Source organism: Cutibacterium avidum ATCC 25577, assembly GCF_000227295.1.
GTDB lineage: Bacteria > Actinomycetota > Actinomycetes > Propionibacteriales > Propionibacteriaceae > Cutibacterium > Cutibacterium avidum.
Genome location: NZ_JH165054.1, coordinates 2,418,140 through 2,437,350, shown reverse-complemented (window position 1 = coordinate 2,437,350; position 19,211 = coordinate 2,418,140). Strand labels below are relative to the sequence as shown.

Here is a 19,211-nt window from a genome sequence, read left to right as displayed (position 1 = left end):
AGGGGTCAGCAGCATCGTGCCTGGGGATTGCGGTCCTGACGGTCGCACTGGTCGCGCCAGAATGCCTTCTCCGGCATCGGCTCATGACCCATGCGTCGACACCACTCGAGGTAGTTGTCGTAGGCGTCAGCTCCGGTGACGCCGCGCACCCACCACCGCAGTGACGACCACCATCGTCGCCACAGTGGATCGGTGGGCAGATGCCGTGGTGCGGCGCTCACGCGCGTTCCTGGTGAACGTGCTCCAGGTCAAGCTCGGGATGAGTCTCGTAGAACTCGTCCCACTCGGCCTGAAGGTCCTTCTCGGCCTTGCTGGCGATGAGGCCACTGGGGGCGAAGAGGTGCGACGGCTTGGCCGGATCCTCGGTGTTGATGATGTTGTGGCCTCGCAGTGCCTGAACGGTGCGGATGCAGGCCGCGATCATGACGATGAGGGCACAGACGACGAAGATGATCGACATCGTCCCCTGGATGGCGGTGTTGCCGACGACGGTGTGCATCTCGTCAATGTCCTTGGCCTGACCCAGCGAGGTCTTGCCAGCGGAGATGGCCCGCTTGTACGTCATGTGGTTGGCCCAGTAACCGATCTTCGGGTCGGGGGAGAAGATCTTCAGCCAGGAGCCGTACACCGTGATGACGGCGGTGAAGAGCATCGGCACGAAGATGATGAGCAACCGCCACTTGTGACCGGCTCGGGCGAAGACCACCAGGCAGATCGACAGGGCGACGGCTGCCAACAACTGGTTCGCGATGCCGAACAACGGGAAGAGGGTGTTGATGCCGCCCAGCGGGTCATTGACACCCATGAGCAGAATCGATCCCCAACCGGCAACCATGATCGCGGTGGTGAGCCAGGATCCGACCTTCCAGGAGTGGTCCGTGAGGCGGGGCCAGAAGTTGCCCAGGGCGTCCGAGAGCATGAACCGGGCGACGCGAGTACCCGCGTCGACCGAGGTGAGGATGAACAGTGCCTCGAACATGATCGCGAAGTGGTACCAGAAGCTCATCATGGCCTGACCACCGAAGAGCTGATGCATGATCGTCGCGAGGCCCACGGCGAGGGTTGGTGCGCCACCGGTACGGCTGATGATCGACGTCTCGCCGACAAGTTTGGCCGTCGTCGTCAGGGCGTTGGCATCGGTGTGCACACCGGACAAACCGAGTGAGTTGACGTAGGCCACTGCGCTCTGGACGGTGTTGCCCGTCGCCCCGGCGGGGGAGTTCATGGCGAAGTAGATGCCACGGTCCACTGACAGGGCCGCCACCAGAGCCATGATCGCGACGAAGGACTCCATGAGCATGCCGCCGTAACCGATGAGGCGGGCCTGGGACTCCTTCTCGATGAGCTTCGGGGTGGTGCCCGAGGAGATCGTCGCGTGGAATCCCGACAAGGCGCCACATGCGATCGTCACGAAGAGGAAGGGGAACAACTTTCCGGAGAAGACCGGACCGGTACCGGTGTGTGCGTAGACCGTCATGGCCGGGACGGTGATGACCGGACGGACGATGACGATCGAGACGGCCAGCATCGCGATGACGCCAACCTTCATGAAGGTTGACAGGTAGTCACGGGGAGCCAGCAGCATCCAGACGGGAAGCACTGCGGCGATGAATCCGTAAAGGATGATGGCCCAGGCCAGAAACGGCTTGCTCAGATGGAGTGCGCTGGAGATGGCGGTGTTCTCGATCCAGGCTCCCGAGGCGATGGCCAGCACCAGCAGGACGATGCCGATGAGGGAGACCTCGAACACCTTGCCAGGGCGCAGGTAACGCAGGTAGAAGCCCATGAGAAGCGCGATCGGAATCGTCAGACCGACGCTCCACACTCCCCAGGACGAGGCGGCCAGGGAGTTGACGACGACCATGGCCAGGATGGCCACGATGATGAGCATGATCGTCAGGGTGGCGACGAGGGCGGCGATGCCACCGAAGCGTCCCAGTTCGTCCTTGGCCATCTGACCGAGGGATCGTCCGCCCCGTCGCATGGAGATGACGAGGACGAGGTAGTCCTGCACAGCCCCAGCAAGGATGACGCCCACGATGATCCAGATCGTGCTCGGCAGGTAGCCCATCTGAGCCGACAGCACCGGCCCGACGAGAGGGCCGGCGCCCGCGATGGCGGCGAAGTGATGGCCGTAGAGGATGCGGCGATCCGTGGGCACGAAATCCCGGCCGTTGTAGTCATACTCGGCCGGGGTGGCCCGGTCGTCGTCGGGATGGACGAGTTTGTCCTGGATGTACGTGGCGTAGAACCGGTAGCCGATGAAGTACGAGCCAACGGCGGCGAAGACGAACCAGATGCCGTTGACGGTTTCACCCCGTCGCACGGCTAGCATCCACCAACCGAGGCCGGCAATCGCAGAGATGAGAATCCAGACGACCACGCGTAGTGGCGTCCATTGCTGCTGGCGTGACCGCTCTTCGGCAGACAGACTGACGGCTGGCATACCTTCGGGAATATCTGATTGTTGATGAGGTGGGACGGTTCCCATGGTGACCTCCAGTTGTCATTCAGCCCGATCGCGCGGCGCGACAATGCGGTGAAACCGTGCGACGAGGCCGTGGGATGGTGAGTGAGGATAGTGCCGCCTATCCCTTGGCTCGGCGCATCCGTTGGCGTGGCTACGCCCACCATCTTCTGCTACCGCGGGGTCACTCCGGGACTGGAAACGACAACTAGCTGGTGGCGTCGTCGCTGTGTCATGGCCGCGAGCACCTTCAGACAAGGTGGCATTTGAGACCCAATCTCACAGTGTGGTATGTCCTGCTAAGGCTCGCAGGTGCGGGCTGCATCAAACCTTGGAGAAGAGGGCCCATGCGCATGCGAATGTGTTGTTGTCGCTGAGACGCGACTCCAACCCACGCATGTCTTACCCACGCATGTCTGTTCCTGTCCCTTCCTAACCACCAAGGAGTATCCGTGAGCATGTCCGAAACGGACGCCGCGCCTGATGTCCCTGTCGCCGGTGATCTTCTGCCGGGCGATAGGCTCTCCTCGATCGGCGACGAGACCACTTCGGCCCCGGTGGCTGCCATCGATACCGATAGCGGACGGGTCGTTCCCGGCGGAGTGTCGAGCCTCAGACCGGTCGCGATCTCTTCGCCATCGTCGTCGAAGGCACCCGGACCTCATTCCTCATTGGCATGGGGGCGACCATCCTTTCGATGGCCATTGCCATCATCGTGGGGGTGACGGCTGGGTACTTCGGTGGCTGGTGGGACGGATTGGCGTCTCGTGGCACTGACGTCATCCTGGGATTCCCACAGCTGGTGTTCATGATCGCGATTTCAGCGGTCATTCCGGCCACCGCTCCACGAGCGACCGTCATGGTCCTCATCATTGGTCTGTTGGGGTAGCCCTCTACGGCGCGGGTGCTGCGTAGTCAAGCGATGTCGTTGCGATCGCGTACCTTCATTCGTGCGTCACAGGCAATGGGCGCGAGCCATCTGCACATCTTGGTGCGGCAGATGCTGCCCAATCTGGTAGCCACGATTATCGTCTTCACCACTATCTCCATTCCTGGGAAGATTGGCGCGGAAGCGGCGCTGTCTTTCCTGGGAGTGGGCGTCACCCCATCAACGCCTTCGTGGGGTCGATCCATAGGTTCGGCGGTAACCTGGGTGAGCACGGATCCCTGGTACTTGCTGTTTCCCGGTGGCGCGTTATTCCTCGTCACCCTGGCTTTCAACCTCTTTGGCGACGGGCTTCGTGACGTCATTGACCCGAGGCTAGGTGAGTCTCGATGAACCGTCTACGTTTCCTTGTCTCTCGCCTGCTGCAGACGCTCGTCGTGCTCGTGGTCATTACCTTCATCACCTTTGCCATCTTTGAGTTCTTCCCTGCTGATCCAGCCCAATTAGCTTGTGGTAAGCCATGCACTCCGGAGAATCTCGCCCTTGCACGTTCTTACATGGGTTTGAATGATCCGTGGTACCAGCAATTCTGGAACTATCTTTCTGAGATTGTTGCAGGCGCTACATATGGGTCTGGTGCTGATGCCATTCACTGTTCTGCCCCCTGCCTGGGATACTCGTTCCGCTTGTCGACCCCGGTCACTGAACTCATTGCAAACCGGCTGCCAGTCACTATGTCGGTGGCTTTGGGGGCAGCCGTGTTGTGGATGATTATTGGCGTGAGTACCGGCATCATTTCGGCCCTTCATCGAGGTGGTGCCGTGGACCGTGCGATCATGACCGGAACAGTTTTGGGAATTTCCTCACCGGCCTATCTGGTAGGTCTGCTCGGTATCCTGCTGTTGGGATTCAAGGCTGACATCGTTCCGGTGTCCGGATATGTGCCATTCTCTGTGAGTCCAGTCGACTGGCTCTGGCATCTGGCCCTGCCGTGGACCGTGCTCGCCGTCCTCTCGGCAGCGGTCTATACGCGGATGGTCCGCAGTGAAATGCTCGAGACCCTTGATGAGGATTATGTGCGCACTGCTCGTGCTGCGGGTCTGTCGGAACGACGCGTCCTGGCAAACCACGTCCTGCGCAGCATCTCCGTGCCGATCCTCACCTATTTCGCTCTCGACCTGGGGGGATTTCTGGGCGGTGCCGTTATCACCGAGAAAGTGTTCTCCATTCAGGGTCTCGGAGCATTACTCATGGATGCCGTGGGAGCTACTGATGTCCAACTCGTGATGGGCGTCACATTGGTGGCCGCAGTCGCGATCATCGGAATGAACCTGTTGGCCGACATCGTCGTAGCAGCCATCGATCCTCGGGTTTGACGCTGGTACGCCGCCGCGCAGCGCAACAGCACATATTCACACCACAGTCACATCACACACCACTGAAAACGGCTCACAAGAAAGATGAAAGTCATGGGTACCAGCACATACTCCATTTCGTCGTTGTCCCGCCGCGGCTTCCTGCTTGGCGCAGGGGCCACCACTGCAGTTGCGGCATTGAGCGCATGCGGTGCCAATGAGCGTTCCGCGCAGACAGCTGGGTCAGTCACGCCTACCAAGGGCGGGACGCTGACGATCCTCGCGTCAGACACTGACATCAACTGGGATCCGGGCCGCAGCCAGGGCATGGCCGTCACCTCGTTGGCCCTCGTTCACCGCCGTCTCATCAGTTGGCAGATCGTCAAGGGTAAGGAGGCCAAGGTCGTCCCCGACCTCGCTACCGACACCGGAAAAGCCTCGGATGGTGGCCGGACCTGGACCTTCACCCTCAAAGACGGTTTGGTGGCCGAGGACGGGTCGTCGATCACATCTACGCAAATTCGCCATGGGGTCGAACGCACCTTCACAGCCTCCTTGGCCGGCGGACTCGGATACCACAAGACGCTGCTTGCCGAGACCTCCGGATATACCGGCCCATACAAAGGCAAGCACTTGAAGTCCATTGAGACGCCAGACGACAAGACGATTGTCTTCCATCTAAAAGCTCCATTTGGCGACTGGCCATGGATCGTTTCTATGCCCGCCTTTGCTCCGGTTCCCCTCAGTGACAACCCCACGACCTACACCCGTAAACCGGTCGCATCTGGGCCTTATCGTGTGGCTGAGTACAAGCAGGGTGTGGCCGCAACCCTCAAGCGCAACCCGAAATGGACACCGTCCTCTGACGAGGTGCGTACTGCGCTACCTGACACGATCGTGTTTTCCTTGGGCCAGGACAGCCCGGTGGTTGCTCAACGTCTCATCTCTGACTCTGGCAATGACCGCAACGCATTTGGGGCGGAGATGGTGCCCCCTGCCCAATTGCCTCAGGTGACGTCCAACCTCCAGGCCAAGTCCAGGCTAGCCGTCGGTAGCGCTGGACCACTGCAGTACTTGGCCATCAACGTTGAAGCGCGTCAAAGACGTCAAGGTGCGCCAGGCCATCGCCTATGCGGTGGATCGCAAGGCCGCAACAACCGCTCTGGGCGGAGAGATCGGTGCAGCCCCAGTGACGACGTACATCACTCCTGGCATCTCAGGACGCCAGGAATACAACCTGTACCCTGAATCCACCGCAAAGGCTCAAGAACTCCTCAAGGGCAAAGCGGTGGGCCAGCTCGTACTGCTGGTAAGCAACGATGAGGGAACGTTGGCGCTCGCTCAAGCCGTCCAACAGGCACTTCAGAAGGTCAACATTTCCGTCAAGATCAATCCCGTCGAAAGTGAAACCTGGATTGAGAAAACTACCCAGTCTGATGGTTCCGACTACGACTTGACCATTGCTTCGTGGAATCCCGACTATCCGTCGGCCAATGCCAATTTGCAGCCGCTTTTTGCCTCCAGCGAGATCGGATCAGGCGGCTTCAATCTTGGCCGCTACCACAATGCCGAGGTGGATCGGATGCTCGCCGAAGCAGCCGCCCTGCCGATGGATGAGGCCAAGGACAAATGGGCGAACATTGATCGACTCATCGCCCAGGACGTTCCCGTCGTTCCGTTGGTGTTCCGGCGCAATGCCTTCCTGCACGGAACAGGTGTGAGCGGTTTCTTCGTCAATCCCTTCCCGGCTTACCCGAACTACCTCGTCGTGGGAGTGCAGAAGTGAGGGGCCAACCCCGACGGACAGACGCACCCACCCCGGTGACCGCACAGCAGGATCGGCGGCCAGATGCAGTCCTGAGCCTGCGAGATGTCACGGTGAGATTCCCCGGGGCGCCGGTGGCGGCCTCGGAGGGAGTCAATCTGGACCTGGTGTCTGGACGAGTACTGGCTCTGGTGGGCGAGTCGGGATCGGGGAAATCCGTGACAGCTCTGGGAGGTCTCGGCTTGCTGCCCCAGGCCGCCACGGTGACGGGATCGGTGCTCCTGAGCCGAGATGAACCGGGCAGAAACGCCGCCGAGGCAGCCGTGGAACTGGTTGGGGCTGATAAGTCGGTGCTCGACGGTGTGCGAGGTCGGTTGGTCGGCACCATCTTTCAGGAGCCCTCCAGCGCGCTTGACCCTCTTCTGTCCATCGGCGCTCAGATCCGTGAAGTCATCAGGACCCACTCTGACGAGGCTCGGTCGCGTTCTCGAATTCGCGACCGAGTACATGAGCTCCTGGGTCGCGTCGGGCTGCCGGACGTAGAACGGATCGCTGCCTCCTACCCGCATCAGCTGTCCGGAGGCCAGTTGCAGCGAGCATGCATGGCCCTGGCCTTGGCCTGCAATCCGAAGGTGATCATCGCTGACGAGCCCACCACGGCCCTTGATGTCACAGTGCAGGCCGGGATTCTCGACCTTCTGCGTCGGCTGACCGATGAAGGCATGGCGGTGCTGCTCATCACGCATGACATGGCCGTCGTGGCCGACATCGCCGACGAGGTTGCCGTCATGAGAAAAGGGCACATCATCGAGCGGGGCAGTGTCGACGCGATCTTCAACGATCCGCAACACTCCTACACCCGCCAGCTCCTCGACGCCGTTCCCCAACTCGATGCACTACGAGAACTCGATGATCCGCAGACCGATCCCGACGGAGCGAGCGCCGCTAGGTCCGAAACCAGCGATGGGCCGGGAACTGTTGAGGTCGTCGGCCCGACGACCCCTGACGCGACGAGCCGAGAGCCGGACCCACCACTAGTTGAGGTTACCGACCTCGACGTCGTCCACCGTGCGCGACGACGCAAGTCTGTGCACGCGGTCCGCGGCGTGAGTTTGGCCATCGCGCCGGGGGAGGTTCTGGGACTCGTGGGGGAGTCCGGGTCGGGGAAATCCACGATCGCTGGCACCCTCACAGGGTTGGTGCCGGTGACCTCCGGGTCGGTGCGAGTGGCTGGGGTCGAGGTCGCCGGGGCCTCTCGGCGTGCGATGCTCCCCGTCCGGCGTAACACCGGAGTCGTGTATCAGAATCCGGCCTCAGCCCTTAATCCCAGGCGCACTGTCGGTGCGTCAATTGCTGAACCCTTGATGCTGCATTCCTCCCTCGACTCGTCGCGGAGGCGCGCCAGGGTGCGTCAACTCCTCGAGCAGGTGGAGCTGCCGGAATCGATGGCTGATCGTTACCCACATCAAATGAGCGGTGGTCAGCGTCAGCGGGTTGCTATCGCTCGTGCCCTGGCCTTGGACCCCCGGCTGGTGGTTGCCGATGAACCCACCAGCGCGCTCGATGTGTCGGTCCAGGCCAAGGTGCTCAGGCTCCTGACGGGTCTGCAAGCTGAACTGGGGTTTGCATGCCTGTTCGTCTCGCATGATCTGGCGGTCATCGAGCAGATCGCAGCCCGAACAGTGGTGCTCAGCAAAGGTCGCATCGTCGAGGAAGGGCCGACGACGGAGGTGCTTTCGCATCCGCGGGAGGAATACACCCGTGCTCTGGTGAGTGCCGTTCCCATCCCTGACCCGGCGATACAGCGAACCCGCCGAGCCCGGGCGGCCGCTCAACGGTGAGGCTTGTCAGTCCAGGGTCGTGATGATGCGCGCCCCGCCCTTCTCGATGACGAGGGTTTGCTCGAACTGGGCACACCGTGAACCATCGTTGGTGAGGACCGTCCAGCCGTCGTCCCACTGATGATTGGACTGGTCACCGAGGGTGAGCATCGGCTCGATGGTCAGCGTCATGCCCTCCTCGAGGGTGACGTCATAACGCGGCTCGTCGTAATGGAAGACGACAAGGCCGGAGTGGAAGGCACTGTGGACCCCGTGCCCGGTGTAGTCGCGCACCACGCCGTACCCGAATCGCTTGGCGTAGTTCTCGATGATGCGTCCGATGATGGAGATCGAACGACCAGGCTTGACGGCCTTGATGGCCCGGTTCATGGACTCCTCGGTGTGCTTGATGAGGTCGAGGGACTCCTGATCGACGTCTCCGCACGGGAAGGTGTAGCAATTGTCGCCGTGCACGCCGTTCTTGTAGGCGGTGACGTCGATTTTGACGATGTCGCCCTCCTCCAGTGGGCGAGCGTCCGGGATGCCGTGGCAGATGACCTCGTTGACGCTGGTGCAGCAGGACTTGGGGTAGTTGCGATAGTCGAGGGTCGACGGGTAGGCGCCGTGATCGCACATGTACTCGTGAGCGATGCGGTCGAGCTCGTCGGTGGTGACCCCAGGTGCCACAGCCTCGCCGGCCGCGTGCATGGCACCGCACGCGATCCGACCGGCCTCCTCCATGGCGGCAATCGTCTCGGGAGTCTGCACGTGGGAGCCATCGTAGGTCTCCGGGACGTCTCCCAAACCGACATAGGGAGGGCGAGCAATGCTGCCGGGGACGTGGCGACGACGACTCTGGGGATACGGCTTGATGGCACTCACGTCGGCCTAGTCTAGGTCGTCAGTGTCACGACGCCGGATTGGTTCACGTTCGTGTGCCGATGTGCAACAGTTCGGATCAGTGCATGGTCTCGAAGAGTTCCTCGGAGGTTGGGTGGGTCAGGACCCGGTCATGACGGCCATTCGCGAGAATAATGACGCGATCTGCGGTGGCTGCGATGTCCAGATCATGGGTGATCATGACCAAAGAGGTGCTGTCGGTCACGGTCTCGCGAAGCAGATCGAGGACGGTCTCCCGAGAGGCGACGTCGAGAGACCCGGTCGGCTCGTCAGCGAAGAGTACCTGGGGAGCCCGGACCAGGGACCGCGCTATCGCCACCCGTTGACGCTGTCCGCCGGACAGGTGGTTCGGGTACTTGTCGGCGCAGGAGGCCAGCCCGACGGTCTCCAGGGCGTGCATGACATCACGTCGGCGCGGCCTCATCCCTGCCAGTCGCGCAGGCAGGCGGACATTGTCACGGACGTTGAGGGAACTAATGAGGTTGAGGTCCTGGAAGACAACCCCGACGTGATCGCGTCGTATCCGTGCGAGCTCAGAACGACTAGCCGAACCGAGGTCGTTGCCGGCCAGGGCGATACTCCCGCCATCGGCGGCGATGAGACCGCACAAGCAATACAGCAGCGTCGACTTGCCTGCTCCCGAGGACCCGACGATGGCGACGAACTCGCCAGGACCAACCTCGAGATCGACTCCCCTGAGCACTTCGATCCGTTGGGATCCCTTTCCGAAACCCTTGCGCACCCCCACGGCACTGATCAACGGCGACATCAACGACCTCCCATGACGATGGTGATGGGATCCTTCCGCATGCCACTGCGGGTGACGACGAGAAGGAGGATCAAGGTGAGGGTGAACCCAAAGCCGACCACTGCACAGGCCGACCACCCAGGTGGCGTGGCTCTGACGTCGGGGACCGGTCCTGCCGACAGCGCAGCCACCATGGCCAGGTCGTTGACCGTGACAATGGTGTAGGAACACACCAGGCAGACGGCTGCGTACACCAGGGCCTCCAGAACGGTCTTGGCGCGTACCAGACCCGGCGTCGATCCCGACACCAGCAACAGGGCATTGTCCTCGCGTCGGTGTGATGAAGTGGCCAGCACGATGGCGGATGCGCACACGCAGGCGACAATGACCGGACCTCCCAGCAACAAGGCCATCTGGCGTGGCGGGGCCGAGACCGATCCGGATCCGGGAGCGCGGGCTGCCATCACCGTCGTCACCAGGTGGATCCAGCTCGTCATCATTCCGATTGCGGCTGCTGCCAGACTGATGGGCATGACGAGGGCCTGGGTCAATCGCGGCCTGGCCGCTGCCTCACGGCTCGCCAGGAATCCGGGGGTGCCGCCGAGGCCAATGGCTCTGATGAGCGCGACAAGGCCACGGACGACCGGCCCGCAGATCATTGCGAAAACCAGACAGACGAGGAGCCCCATCCCCGGATACGCGGAGAGGACTCCGACGAGGTCGTCTGCGTCGGTGACTGGACTGACGTGGCCAATGGTGAGGTACAGGGTCACGGTTCCCGCGATGAGAAGCACTGTGACGACCACGAAGAGGACGCGGGAGTGGTGCGGTGAGGACTGTGTCGTCTCCGATGGACGGACTGCAGTGACGACGTCAGCCCGTGCGATCTGTCGCGCCGAACCCAGACCAGATACCAGACTGACGACGGCCGTCGTCGCGACTCCCGTGATCATCGCCACGACGGGAATCGGATGGGTCAGCCCATCACTGGGAGGCAGCCCGCTGGTGGCCACGAAACCGGCGTACCACGGCCACACGGCCTCCGAGACAAGCGCCCCAAGCAGTGCGGACAGGGCTGTGACGAGGAGGATTTCGACAATGAGGATCAACAGGGCAGTTCGTGGCAGCACACCGACGATCTGCCACAAGGCGACGTCACGTCGTTGCAGGCGCACACAGGTGCCTACGACCAGCCGGAAGGAGGCGAATCCGGTCAGCACCGTGAATCCCAGGGCCACCCCGCCCATGGACGCGTAGGCCTGCTGCGCGTCGCCGCCGGCAGACACCCCGGCGACTATTAAACCGATGCTCAGGGTGACCACCACCATGAGCACGACTGAGGCGACGATGAGGGAGAGCCAGGAGGATGCGCCCCGAATGACGGAGTTGACGGCGATCTTGAGAGTCATGGTGCAGGGTTTCACAGCGCGGATGGAAAAACGGGACGATCATTGACATCTAGGATGTGAGTCACGATACCGGAGGGGGATCACATGGCTGACAAGACCGAATACTTCTGGTGTCTCAAACACCACACCGTCGAGACTGCCGATGACTGCAAGGCGGCCGATCACCTTGGCCCGTACCCGTCTCCTCAGTCAGCGGCGGAGGCTCTTGACACGGTGGCCGCGCGCAACGACTTCTGGGAGAACGATCCTCGTTTCAATGACGAGGAGGACGACGACTGAGCCGTCAGCCCACCTTGAGGGATTCGCGCGCGTGGTCGACGAGGGCCTGACGTGCTGAGTCCCCGATCGTGGCGGAGTTGAAGTACATCCCGAGGAAATCCGTCTGCCCGGTGTTGACCACGACGACGTCGACGACGTCGCCACGCACCTTCGGCAGGTTGGGCAGCGTCACGTAGATCTCGCTGCGCTTCCACCAGGCAGGGTGCCCGTCAACGGTGAGGGCCTCCGAGCGAATCTCCTTCTCGCCGGTGTAGCCCATGTAATAGTCGGAGCTGGCGAAGCAGGACATCATCATCGATGCCGCGGTCTGCGGATCGGAGAATCCTTCCGCGACCGGCAGACCACCCACTCCTGACACACTCATCCACCCGGGGTAGACGTCGTCAATCTGAGCCGACTGACCCATCACCCACGGCAAGGTGAGGTTCTGGCGGCGCCAGTTGGGAATGGATTCCACCGAGACGCCACCGCCATGCAACCGGTCGTCAGCGGTGTCCAGGTTACCGGGACGCTGGCCTTGCGGGCACCTGATGGCCGATGAACTGGCCGACGGGGTGCTCGATTTCTCGTTCCAGGCAGAAACGGTCGGCGAGGAGGAGTTGAGATCGGGTTCCGCGTGGTGATCGGATGCGGTGCGCTGGCGCAGGCCGAGAGCAGCGATGACGGCGACGACGAGCACCACGGCGATGATCGCCCACACCCATCCGGAACCGTGGCCGCCGTTGTTGCCACGAGGACCCTTTCCACCTCGCTGTGGAGAGGGCTCTGGGGAGGTGACGGTACGGTCCGTCCAGCGCTCGCCGTCGAACCAGCGATAGCGGTCCGGTGTGTCGTCGGGATCTGGATACCACCCTGCCTGAGGACCCGAAGCCATGTCCGCAGTCTACCGAGGCGATCCAGGGCGCTTGTTACTCGCTCGAAACACGCGCCATGCACACTGGAAGGGTGAGCAGGCAGACTGATTTTGTCCTGCGTTCCATGGAGGAACGCAATATTCGTTTCGTGAGGCTGTGGTTCACCGACGTCCTGGGATCACTCAAGTCCGTCGCCATCGCCCCCGCTGAGGTCGAGGGTGCTTTTGCCGAAGGCGTCGGTTTCGACGGTTCGGCTATTGAGGGGTACGCCCGCGTCTACGAGGCAGACATGGTGGCCCATCCGGACCCGGCCACCTTCCAGGTGCTGCCGTGGCGCTCGGGCACCGGCACTGCTCGGATGTTCTGCGACATCACCAATCCCGACGGCACGGCCTCGGCAGCAGATCCGCGTCACGTCCTCAAGAAGACGATGGCCCGAGCCGCTGACATGGGGTTCACCTTCTACGTGCACCCGGAGATCGAGTTCTACCTGCTCAAGGAGGAGCACCAGCCCGGTGGAGCACCTGTCTCCCTCGACAACGGCGGCTACTTCGACCACACCACCCTGGGGGCGGGTACCGATTTCCGTCGTGACGCCATCAACGTCCTGGAGCAGATGGGTATCTCGGTGGAGTTCAGCCACCACGAGGCCGCCCCCGGCCAGCACGAGATCGACCTGCGTTACGCCGATGCGTTGACGATGGCCGACAACATCATGACCTTCCGCGTGGTCATTCGGGAGATTGCCTCCCTCAAGGGCATCAAGGCCACCTTCATGCCCAAGCCCTTCACCAACCACGCCGGATCGGGAATGCACGCCCACGTCTCCTTGTTCGAGGGCGACACCAATGCCTTCTACGACGTGGCTGACGAGTTTCGCATGTCGCCGGTGGCCAAGCACTTCGTGGCGGGCCTGCTTCACCACGCTCCGGAGATCACCGCTGTCACGAACCAGTGGGTGAACTCGTATCGACGACTCTCGGGCGGGGGGGAGGCCCCCAACTACATCTGCTGGGGTCGCAACAACCGCTCGGCCCTTGTCCGGATACCGATGTACAAGCCGGACAAGGCCTCGTCAGCGCGGGTGGAACTGCGTTCTATCGACTCGGCTGCCAATCCATACCTGGCCTACTCCTTGGTGCTGGCCGCTGGTCTGGACGGCATCGAGAAGGAGCTGCCGCTGCCTGAGGAGGCCTCCGACGACGTGTGGCAGCTGTCGGCCCGGGAACGTCACGCCCTCGGTATCAAGCGTCTGCCGCAGAGCCTGGGTGCCGCCATCCGGTGCATGGAGGAGTCCGAGCTGGTGGCCGAGACCCTCGGCGAGCACGTCTACGACTTCTTCCTACGCAACAAGCGGGCGGAGTTCGAGGAGTACAACCGGCAGGTCAGCCAGTTCGAGTTGGATCGTTACCTTCCCCATCTGTGAGCGGTCGACCGGCCAAGTCCCCGAGACCACTGGTGCGAGCTGACTGTGCCAAAGCACTATCGCCGGCCTTGCCGGGGCACAAGGAGTCGAGCCCGATGATCGCGGTGATCGGGTCCAGCTGATCAGTCCTCGGCGAGGATCTCGCGGAGGGCCCCGGCCATGTCCACCACGGGCAGAAGGTTGGCGACGTCGTCGACGTGGGATCCAGACGCCTGGACCCATCCCGCCTCGCGCATCTCCTCCCAGGAGGAGAAGCCGGTGGCCAGCTGCAGGAAGGTGACGGGATCCATCTCGGCCACATTGGGCGGGGTGCCACGGTGATGGCTGGGTCCCGACTCGGTGGCTGCCAGCTGGACTGCACATGCGGGCGGCACTCGCAGCTCGATGGTGCGTCCGCCATGAGTATCGTCAAGGACGGCCGACAGTGTCCGGCAGCTCTCAGTGATGGCTGGCGACGGAACGTCGACGCCGTCGTGGAGACCCATGGCCACCATGGCGAGCAGGGTTGCCCGAAGGTGATCAGTCATGCGAACCGGACCGATGAGGGATTCCACCGTCGCCGAGGGGCCCGGAGTGGCCAGCAGGACCGACTCGACCTCGCTGAGGAGACGCTGCGCCTGGCTGGCCAGACGGGTGGCGGTGTCATCGGCGATGACCTCGTGGCCGATCGCCGCCAGGGTCCCGGTCGCTTTGCTGCGCTCATCGATCACCCTGGCGAGGGTCATCGGTCTGATCGTCGTCGGGGCGGTGACGGTCTGCAGGGTGTCGGTGAGGATGACCATGAGGTGGGCGATGTGGTGGCGTCCCAACCGTGCATCGGCCGACCCAAGGGTGGTGTTCCTGGCCGGGGGCAGCAACGAGCGAGCGGTGGCCACCCATGTCGTCGCCAACCGCCTCACGCCGCGTTCTGCGCGTGCCGCCATAATCGTCACCTCAAAAACACTAGGGGAAGCTAGTTGCTGGGACCGTACACCCATTCGACACCGACGTGACGACTGAGCAACACGTCGGTGGCCCTCGTCGGCTAATGTGCCGTCGAGGGGGTGGTCACGGTGGATCGCAAGTCGAGCGTCACGGTGGACCTACTGCGGCTGGGAGTGATGGACACTGAAGCGTCCCTGGCCCACCATCAGCGGATTGCAGAGACGATCGGGGCTGACCCAAGCCGACTGACCGGGTGGGAACATCACCTGGAAATGTCCTGTGACCCTGATCTGGCCCTCGACACCTTGGCAGATCTCTCCCAGAGATCCCCCCAGCTCGTCGTCGATCTCCTCGGTGACGAGGACTCGGCATGCCGGCTCGTTCGGCTCCTGGGCGCCTCCAGCGAGTTGGGCCGTCACCTTGTTGCCCATCCCGACGACCTGGCCGAGATCGCCCACGATCCCGTGCGTCGCAGCCGTGACGAGATTCGCGACGACCTGCTCGAGGTCGTCGGAGCTCATGAGGATGGTGAGTTCCTGGTGGCCGAGAGGCCCACCGGTCCGGCAGCGGATCGGCTGAGGTTGGCCAATCGGCGTCATCTGGTGCGGATCGCCTCCCGAGATGTCGGGGCGGACGACCCGACCGAGGTCGTCGAGGACATCGCGGGAGAACTGGCAGACCTTGCCGACGCCGTCGTCGCCGCTGCCCTGGCCCTGACCCGCGCAGACTGTCCGGATCATGCCGACGCACGGCTCGCCGTCATCGCAATGGGAAAGTGCGGGGCTCAGGAACTCAACTACATCTCCGACGTTGACGTCGTCCATGTCGCCGAGCCGGCCCGGGAAGACGTCTCAGCGGCTCGGGCTGTCGACATCGCCACGAAATTGGCAGCCTCGGTGGCGCGGATCTGTTCGGCCCACTCCGGGGCAGGGTCCATCTGGCAGGTCGACGCCGCGCTGCGTCCCGAGGGCAATGCCGGACCACTGGTGCGAACCATGGACTCGATGCGCACCTACTACGAGAAGTGGGCGAAGAACTGGGAGTTCCAGGCCCTCCTCAAGGCTCGTCCGATGGCTGGCGACCTCGATTTGGGGCAGAGATTTGTCGAGATGGTCTCACCCATGGTGTGGCAGGTGGGGGAGGCAGAAGGCTTCGTCCCGGAAACCCGCGCCATGCGAACCCGGGTCGTCTCCTGCATCGCCACCAGAGAGAAGGGCCGTGAGATCAAGCTGGGTGCCGGGGGGTTGCGAGACGTCGAGTTCACCGCCCAGTTGCTGCAGCTGGTCCACGGACGCCAGGACGAGTCGCTGCGGGTACGAGCCACTCTGCCGGCCCTGCGCGCGCTGGCTGCTGGCGGTTACATCTCCCGAGGTGCGGCCGAACGTCTCGGGGAGGCCTATCGACTGCAACGAGTGATGGAACATCGGGTGCAGATGTTCCGGTTGCGTCGTACCCACCTCCTTCCCGACGACGAGCCAGGTTTGCGCAGGCTGGCACGGGCAGTGGGCCTGCACACCCCCGACGAGGTGCGAGGTGTGTGGACGGCGACCTCGAAGGCCGTCCTGCGGGCTCATGGCCAGGTGTTCTACTCGCCTGTGGTCGAGGCTGTGGCTCGCATCCCCACCGAGGACCTGCGGATGGGCCCGGAGGCAGCCAAGGTTCGGCTCGGGGCGCTGGGATTCCACGACGAGGACGCCGGCCTGCGTCACATCGAGGCCCTCACCAGCGGTACCAGCCGAGCAGTGCGTATCCAGACCGCTCTCATGCCGGCCATGCTCGCCTGGCTGGCCGACGGCCCCAGCCCCGACAATGGTTTGCTGGCCTTCCGCCAGGTCTCCGAGGCATTGGGGGAGTCTCCTTGGTACCTGCGCGCGATGCGTGACGAGGGGGCCATGGCTCAGCGGCTGGCAACGGTGCTGTCGACGTCGAGATATGCCGTAGACGTCCTCACCCGAGCCCCCGAGACCGTCCAGGTCCTCGTCGACGACGATCTGACTCCGCTGGACCGCGATGACCTCACTCGCCAGATGTACGCCGTTGCCAGGCGGCACCGTGACGTCGAGGAGGCGGTCGAGGCGATCCGTGCGGTGCGGCGTCGTGAACTGTTCCGGATCCTCGTCGCGAACATCCTCAATGTCACCGACACGTTGCGCATCGGCCGGGCCCTCACTGACCTGACAGGAGCGACGATCGACGCTGCGCTGTCCGCAGTGTCGCGCGGTGTTGAGGACGCCCCACCAATTGGCATCGTCGCGATGGGCCGATGGGGCGGCCAGGAGCTGTCCTACGGTTCTGACGCCGACTGTCTCTTCGTCGTCGGTGACGGACCAGGTGCCGGTGAGAAGGCATCGCGCATCGTCACCAAGCTGCGGAACCTGCTCGGCAGGAACGGTGCCGATCCCGCGCTGATCTTGGATGCCGACCTGCGTCCGGAAGGACGATCGGGACCGATGGTGCGCAGCCTGGAGAGTTATCGCAAGTACTACGGGAAGTGGTCGAGCACCTGGGAGTCCCAGGCCCTCTTGCGGGCGAGCCACGGAGCCGGTGATCGAGACCTGACGACTGCGTTGCTCGAGTGCGTCGACAACCTGCGCTACCCGGCCGACGGCCTGACGGCTGGTCAGTTGGCCGAGATCCGCATGCTCAAGGCACGAATGGAGTCCGAGCGAATTCCGCGCGGTGTCGATCCCAGGCGTCATCTCAAGCTCGGGCCCGGAGGCCTGTCCGACATCGAATGGACTGCCCAGGTCATTCAGTTGCAGCATGCCGGCAAGGAGCCCGCTCTGCGCACGACCTCGACGATCAAGGCCCTTGACGCTGCTCTGGCAGCCGATCACGTCGACGAGGAACAGCACCAGGAGCTGTGCGATTCCTGGTTGGCTGCCAGCCGGCTGCGCAATGTGATCATGGTGGTGCGGGGCCGTCCCAGTGATGTCATACCCTCCGACTCAATTGATCTTGACGTCATTGCCCGGGCTCTCGGGATGGGCCGTGGGGCATCTGAGCAGTTGATTGAGGACCATCTGCGGCACGGGCGACGTGCCTCCAAGGTGGTCGATGCCGTCTTCTGGAACCAGTGATCAGTCCTCCTCGGAGAACTTGAAGGCGTGTGGGCTGGGGATGGGGAGGTTGTGTGCCCACGCCGGGTCGGTGCACATCCGGGCCACCGCCAATCCGCAGGCGATGAGGACCAGGGTGAGAACGGCGTCGGCACCGAAGGTCAGCGCCTTCGTCATGTCCTGGGCGTTGAGCCAGTACACAGTGCGGTACATGGAGGCACCGGGCACCATGATGACGCAGGCGGGGACCGTCAGGGTGATGCGGGGCAGCTTGGTCCTGACCGACAACGGGCTGGCCAGGAATCCGATCGCGAGGCCGCCGACCCCGGCTGCCAACTGCGCTGGCAGGTTGGCACCGACCAGGGCCAGGCGACAGAGGTTTCCCACCACTCCCAGAGCGACCGCCCATGCCAGCATCCGCGGCGACGAGTTGAAGATGATGGCGAATCCGGCGACCCCACATGCCGTCGCTGCGGCGTAAGCCAGCCACGCCCAGGGATTCGGCAGCACCGTCTGCGCGGGTAGTGGTAACAGTCCGGTGGCAACCGAGAACACCCAGGCCGACAACGTCGCGGCAAGGATGAGACCAACCGAGTACATTGCGCGGCTCAGACCCGCTGTGAAGTCCATCCGGACCATGTCGAGGATGGAGGTGATCATCGGAAAACCAGGTACCAGGAAGAGCAGGGAGGCCACGTATCCGGGGCCGTGGATCGTGTGAAGCCCAGTGTTCGTAAGGAGGTCGGCGACCACCAGGTAGATGAGACAGGCCGCTGCAGATGCGAGCGCCGCGACACCGAACTGGTTGAGCCAGCGACGGTTGAGTCGACCACGTACGAACTGGCCGGCACTTGCCGCCAGCAGCACGACGAGTGAGTCGGCCAGCGAGAACTTGTTGAGGATGGCGAATCCGGCGCAGGCAAAACCACCGGCGAGAATGGTCTGCCATTCCTTCCACTGTGGGCGGACGGTCCGGGAGATGTTGTCGAGTCTGGCCTCGACATCGCGGCCTGTCATCCCCTCGGGAAGGTTGTGGGCAAGCTCCTCGAGAGCGGAGATGCGAGAGGAGTCGACGCGCACTCGGTACACCTCCCGGGCCACAGTGCGGAAGTTGTCGCCCCGGTGCGCGGTGACCGTGATCTCGGTGAGACCGACGGTGGCGTCGAGGCGATCCATGCCGAGGGCGTCCCCCGTGTCCGTCATGGCCCTCTTCACCCGATAGGACCCGGTACCCGACGACAGCAGCATTGATCCCAGACGGATGACGGCCTCGGTGTCGTTGACGAATTCGTGGTCGTGGCGCAGGTCGTCGTCGGAAT

General features: G+C 63.2%; 17 protein-coding genes and 1 pseudogene. 9 read left to right on the top strand and 9 right to left on the bottom strand.

Going from position 1 to position 19,211, the window contains the following annotated elements:
* Nucleotides 1-5: 5 nt before the first annotated feature.
* Together HMPREF9153_RS10930 and HMPREF9153_RS10925 are read right to left on the bottom strand one after the other, a co-directional pair.
* Entirely contained in the window at nt 6-221 is a 216-nt protein-coding gene (locus HMPREF9153_RS10930; protein WP_004811909.1) for a YbdD/YjiX family protein, read from the bottom strand.
* Nucleotides 218-2,491, bottom strand: a complete 2,274-nt coding sequence (locus HMPREF9153_RS10925) for a carbon starvation CstA family protein (protein ID WP_004811908.1) — start codon at nt 2,489-2,491, stop codon at nt 218-220. The genes HMPREF9153_RS10930 and HMPREF9153_RS10925 overlap by 4 nt, the downstream gene beginning before the upstream one ends.
* A 673-nt stretch (nt 2,492-3,164) precedes the next feature.
* Here HMPREF9153_RS10925 and HMPREF9153_RS12495 point away from each other — a divergent pair.
* From HMPREF9153_RS12495 to HMPREF9153_RS10900, 6 genes are all read left to right on the top strand, one after another.
* On the top strand, nt 3,165-3,356 hold the full coding sequence (locus HMPREF9153_RS12495; protein ID WP_203335088.1) for a hypothetical protein: 192 nt from the start codon (nt 3,165-3,167) through the stop codon (nt 3,354-3,356).
* A gap of 15 nt (nt 3,357-3,371) precedes the next feature.
* Complete coding sequence (locus tag HMPREF9153_RS12490; protein ID WP_218915094.1) at nt 3,372-3,746, top strand: ABC transporter permease; 375 nt, start codon at nt 3,372-3,374, stop codon at nt 3,744-3,746.
* Nucleotides 3,743-4,729, top strand: coding sequence for an ABC transporter permease (locus HMPREF9153_RS10910; RefSeq protein ID WP_004811905.1), 987 nt, complete (start codon nt 3,743-3,745; stop codon nt 4,727-4,729). The genes HMPREF9153_RS12490 and HMPREF9153_RS10910 overlap by 4 nt, the downstream gene beginning before the upstream one ends.
* 93 nt (nt 4,730-4,822) lie before the next feature.
* Nucleotides 4,823-5,956: an ABC transporter substrate-binding protein gene (locus tag HMPREF9153_RS10905; RefSeq protein ID WP_203335089.1), complete on the top strand. Its 1,134-nt coding sequence runs from the start codon at nt 4,823-4,825 to the stop codon at nt 5,954-5,956.
* Nucleotides 5,844-6,494 carry an ABC transporter substrate-binding protein gene (locus HMPREF9153_RS12485; protein ID WP_218915093.1) on the top strand — a complete coding sequence of 217 codons (651 nt, stop codon included), beginning with the start codon at nt 5,844-5,846 and terminating at the stop codon, nt 6,492-6,494. The genes HMPREF9153_RS10905 and HMPREF9153_RS12485 overlap by 113 nt, the downstream gene beginning before the upstream one ends.
* Nucleotides 6,495-6,586: 92 nt before the next feature.
* Nucleotides 6,587-8,314, top strand: a complete 1,728-nt coding sequence (locus tag HMPREF9153_RS10900) for a dipeptide ABC transporter ATP-binding protein (RefSeq protein ID WP_238993152.1) — start codon at nt 6,587-6,589, stop codon at nt 8,312-8,314.
* Nucleotides 8,315-8,320: 6 nt separating this feature from the next.
* Here HMPREF9153_RS10900 and map read toward each other — a convergent pair whose 3' ends face one another.
* The 3 genes from map to HMPREF9153_RS10885 all read right to left on the bottom strand — a co-directional run bounded on the left by map (nt 8,321) and on the right by HMPREF9153_RS10885 (nt 11,350).
* Nucleotides 8,321-9,061 (bottom strand): type I methionyl aminopeptidase, encoded by a 741-nt coding sequence (map, locus tag HMPREF9153_RS10895; RefSeq protein WP_256998272.1) that lies wholly within the window; start codon nt 9,059-9,061, stop codon nt 8,321-8,323.
* A gap of 190 nt (nt 9,062-9,251) precedes the next feature.
* Nucleotides 9,252-9,962, bottom strand: coding sequence for an ABC transporter ATP-binding protein (locus HMPREF9153_RS10890; protein ID WP_004811900.1), 711 nt, complete (start codon nt 9,960-9,962; stop codon nt 9,252-9,254).
* Entirely contained in the window at nt 9,962-11,350 is a 1,389-nt protein-coding gene (locus HMPREF9153_RS10885) for an FtsX-like permease family protein (RefSeq protein WP_004811899.1), read from the bottom strand. The genes HMPREF9153_RS10890 and HMPREF9153_RS10885 overlap by 1 nt, the downstream gene beginning before the upstream one ends.
* An 84-nt stretch (nt 11,351-11,434) precedes the next feature.
* Here HMPREF9153_RS10885 and HMPREF9153_RS10880 point away from each other — a divergent pair, with 84 nt between their 5' ends.
* A complete protein-coding gene (locus tag HMPREF9153_RS10880) occupies nt 11,435-11,629 on the top strand; it encodes a hypothetical protein (protein ID WP_004811898.1) in 195 nt (64 codons plus the stop codon).
* A gap of 4 nt (nt 11,630-11,633) precedes the next feature.
* On the opposite strand, the gene HMPREF9153_RS12810 is transcribed toward HMPREF9153_RS10880, so the two are convergent.
* Together HMPREF9153_RS12810 and HMPREF9153_RS12805 are read right to left on the bottom strand one after the other, a co-directional pair.
* Nucleotides 11,634-12,035 carry a hypothetical protein gene (locus HMPREF9153_RS12810; RefSeq protein WP_036902323.1) on the bottom strand — a complete coding sequence of 134 codons (402 nt, stop codon included), beginning with the start codon at nt 12,033-12,035 and terminating at the stop codon, nt 11,634-11,636.
* A 396-nt stretch (nt 12,036-12,431) separates the two neighbouring features.
* A pseudogene (locus HMPREF9153_RS12805) lies at nt 12,432-12,503 on the bottom strand (hypothetical protein); the annotation flags it as partial.
* A 104-nt stretch (nt 12,504-12,607) separates the two neighbouring features.
* Here HMPREF9153_RS12805 and glnA point away from each other — a divergent pair.
* The gene (glnA, locus tag HMPREF9153_RS10870) at nt 12,608-13,909 is read left to right on the top strand and encodes a type I glutamate--ammonia ligase (protein ID WP_036902328.1); all 1,302 of its coding nucleotides are present in this window, start codon (nt 12,608-12,610) and stop codon (nt 13,907-13,909) included.
* A 122-nt stretch (nt 13,910-14,031) separates the two neighbouring features.
* Here glnA and HMPREF9153_RS10865 read toward each other — a convergent pair whose 3' ends face one another.
* Complete coding sequence (locus HMPREF9153_RS10865; protein ID WP_036979826.1) at nt 14,032-14,832, bottom strand: sterol carrier family protein; 801 nt, start codon at nt 14,830-14,832, stop codon at nt 14,032-14,034.
* Nucleotides 14,833-14,961: 129 nt separating this feature from the next.
* On the opposite strand from HMPREF9153_RS10865, the gene HMPREF9153_RS10860 reads away from it, so the two are divergent.
* The gene (locus tag HMPREF9153_RS10860; protein WP_080564900.1) at nt 14,962-17,913 is read left to right on the top strand and encodes a bifunctional [glutamine synthetase] adenylyltransferase/[glutamine synthetase]-adenylyl-L-tyrosine phosphorylase; all 2,952 of its coding nucleotides are present in this window, start codon (nt 14,962-14,964) and stop codon (nt 17,911-17,913) included.
* Here HMPREF9153_RS10860 and HMPREF9153_RS10855 read toward each other — a convergent pair whose 3' ends face one another.
* Nucleotides 17,914-19,140 carry a threonine/serine exporter family protein gene (locus tag HMPREF9153_RS10855; protein WP_036902330.1) on the bottom strand — a complete coding sequence of 409 codons (1,227 nt, stop codon included), beginning with the start codon at nt 19,138-19,140 and terminating at the stop codon, nt 17,914-17,916.
* Between the last annotated feature and the right edge of the window lie 71 nt (nt 19,141-19,211).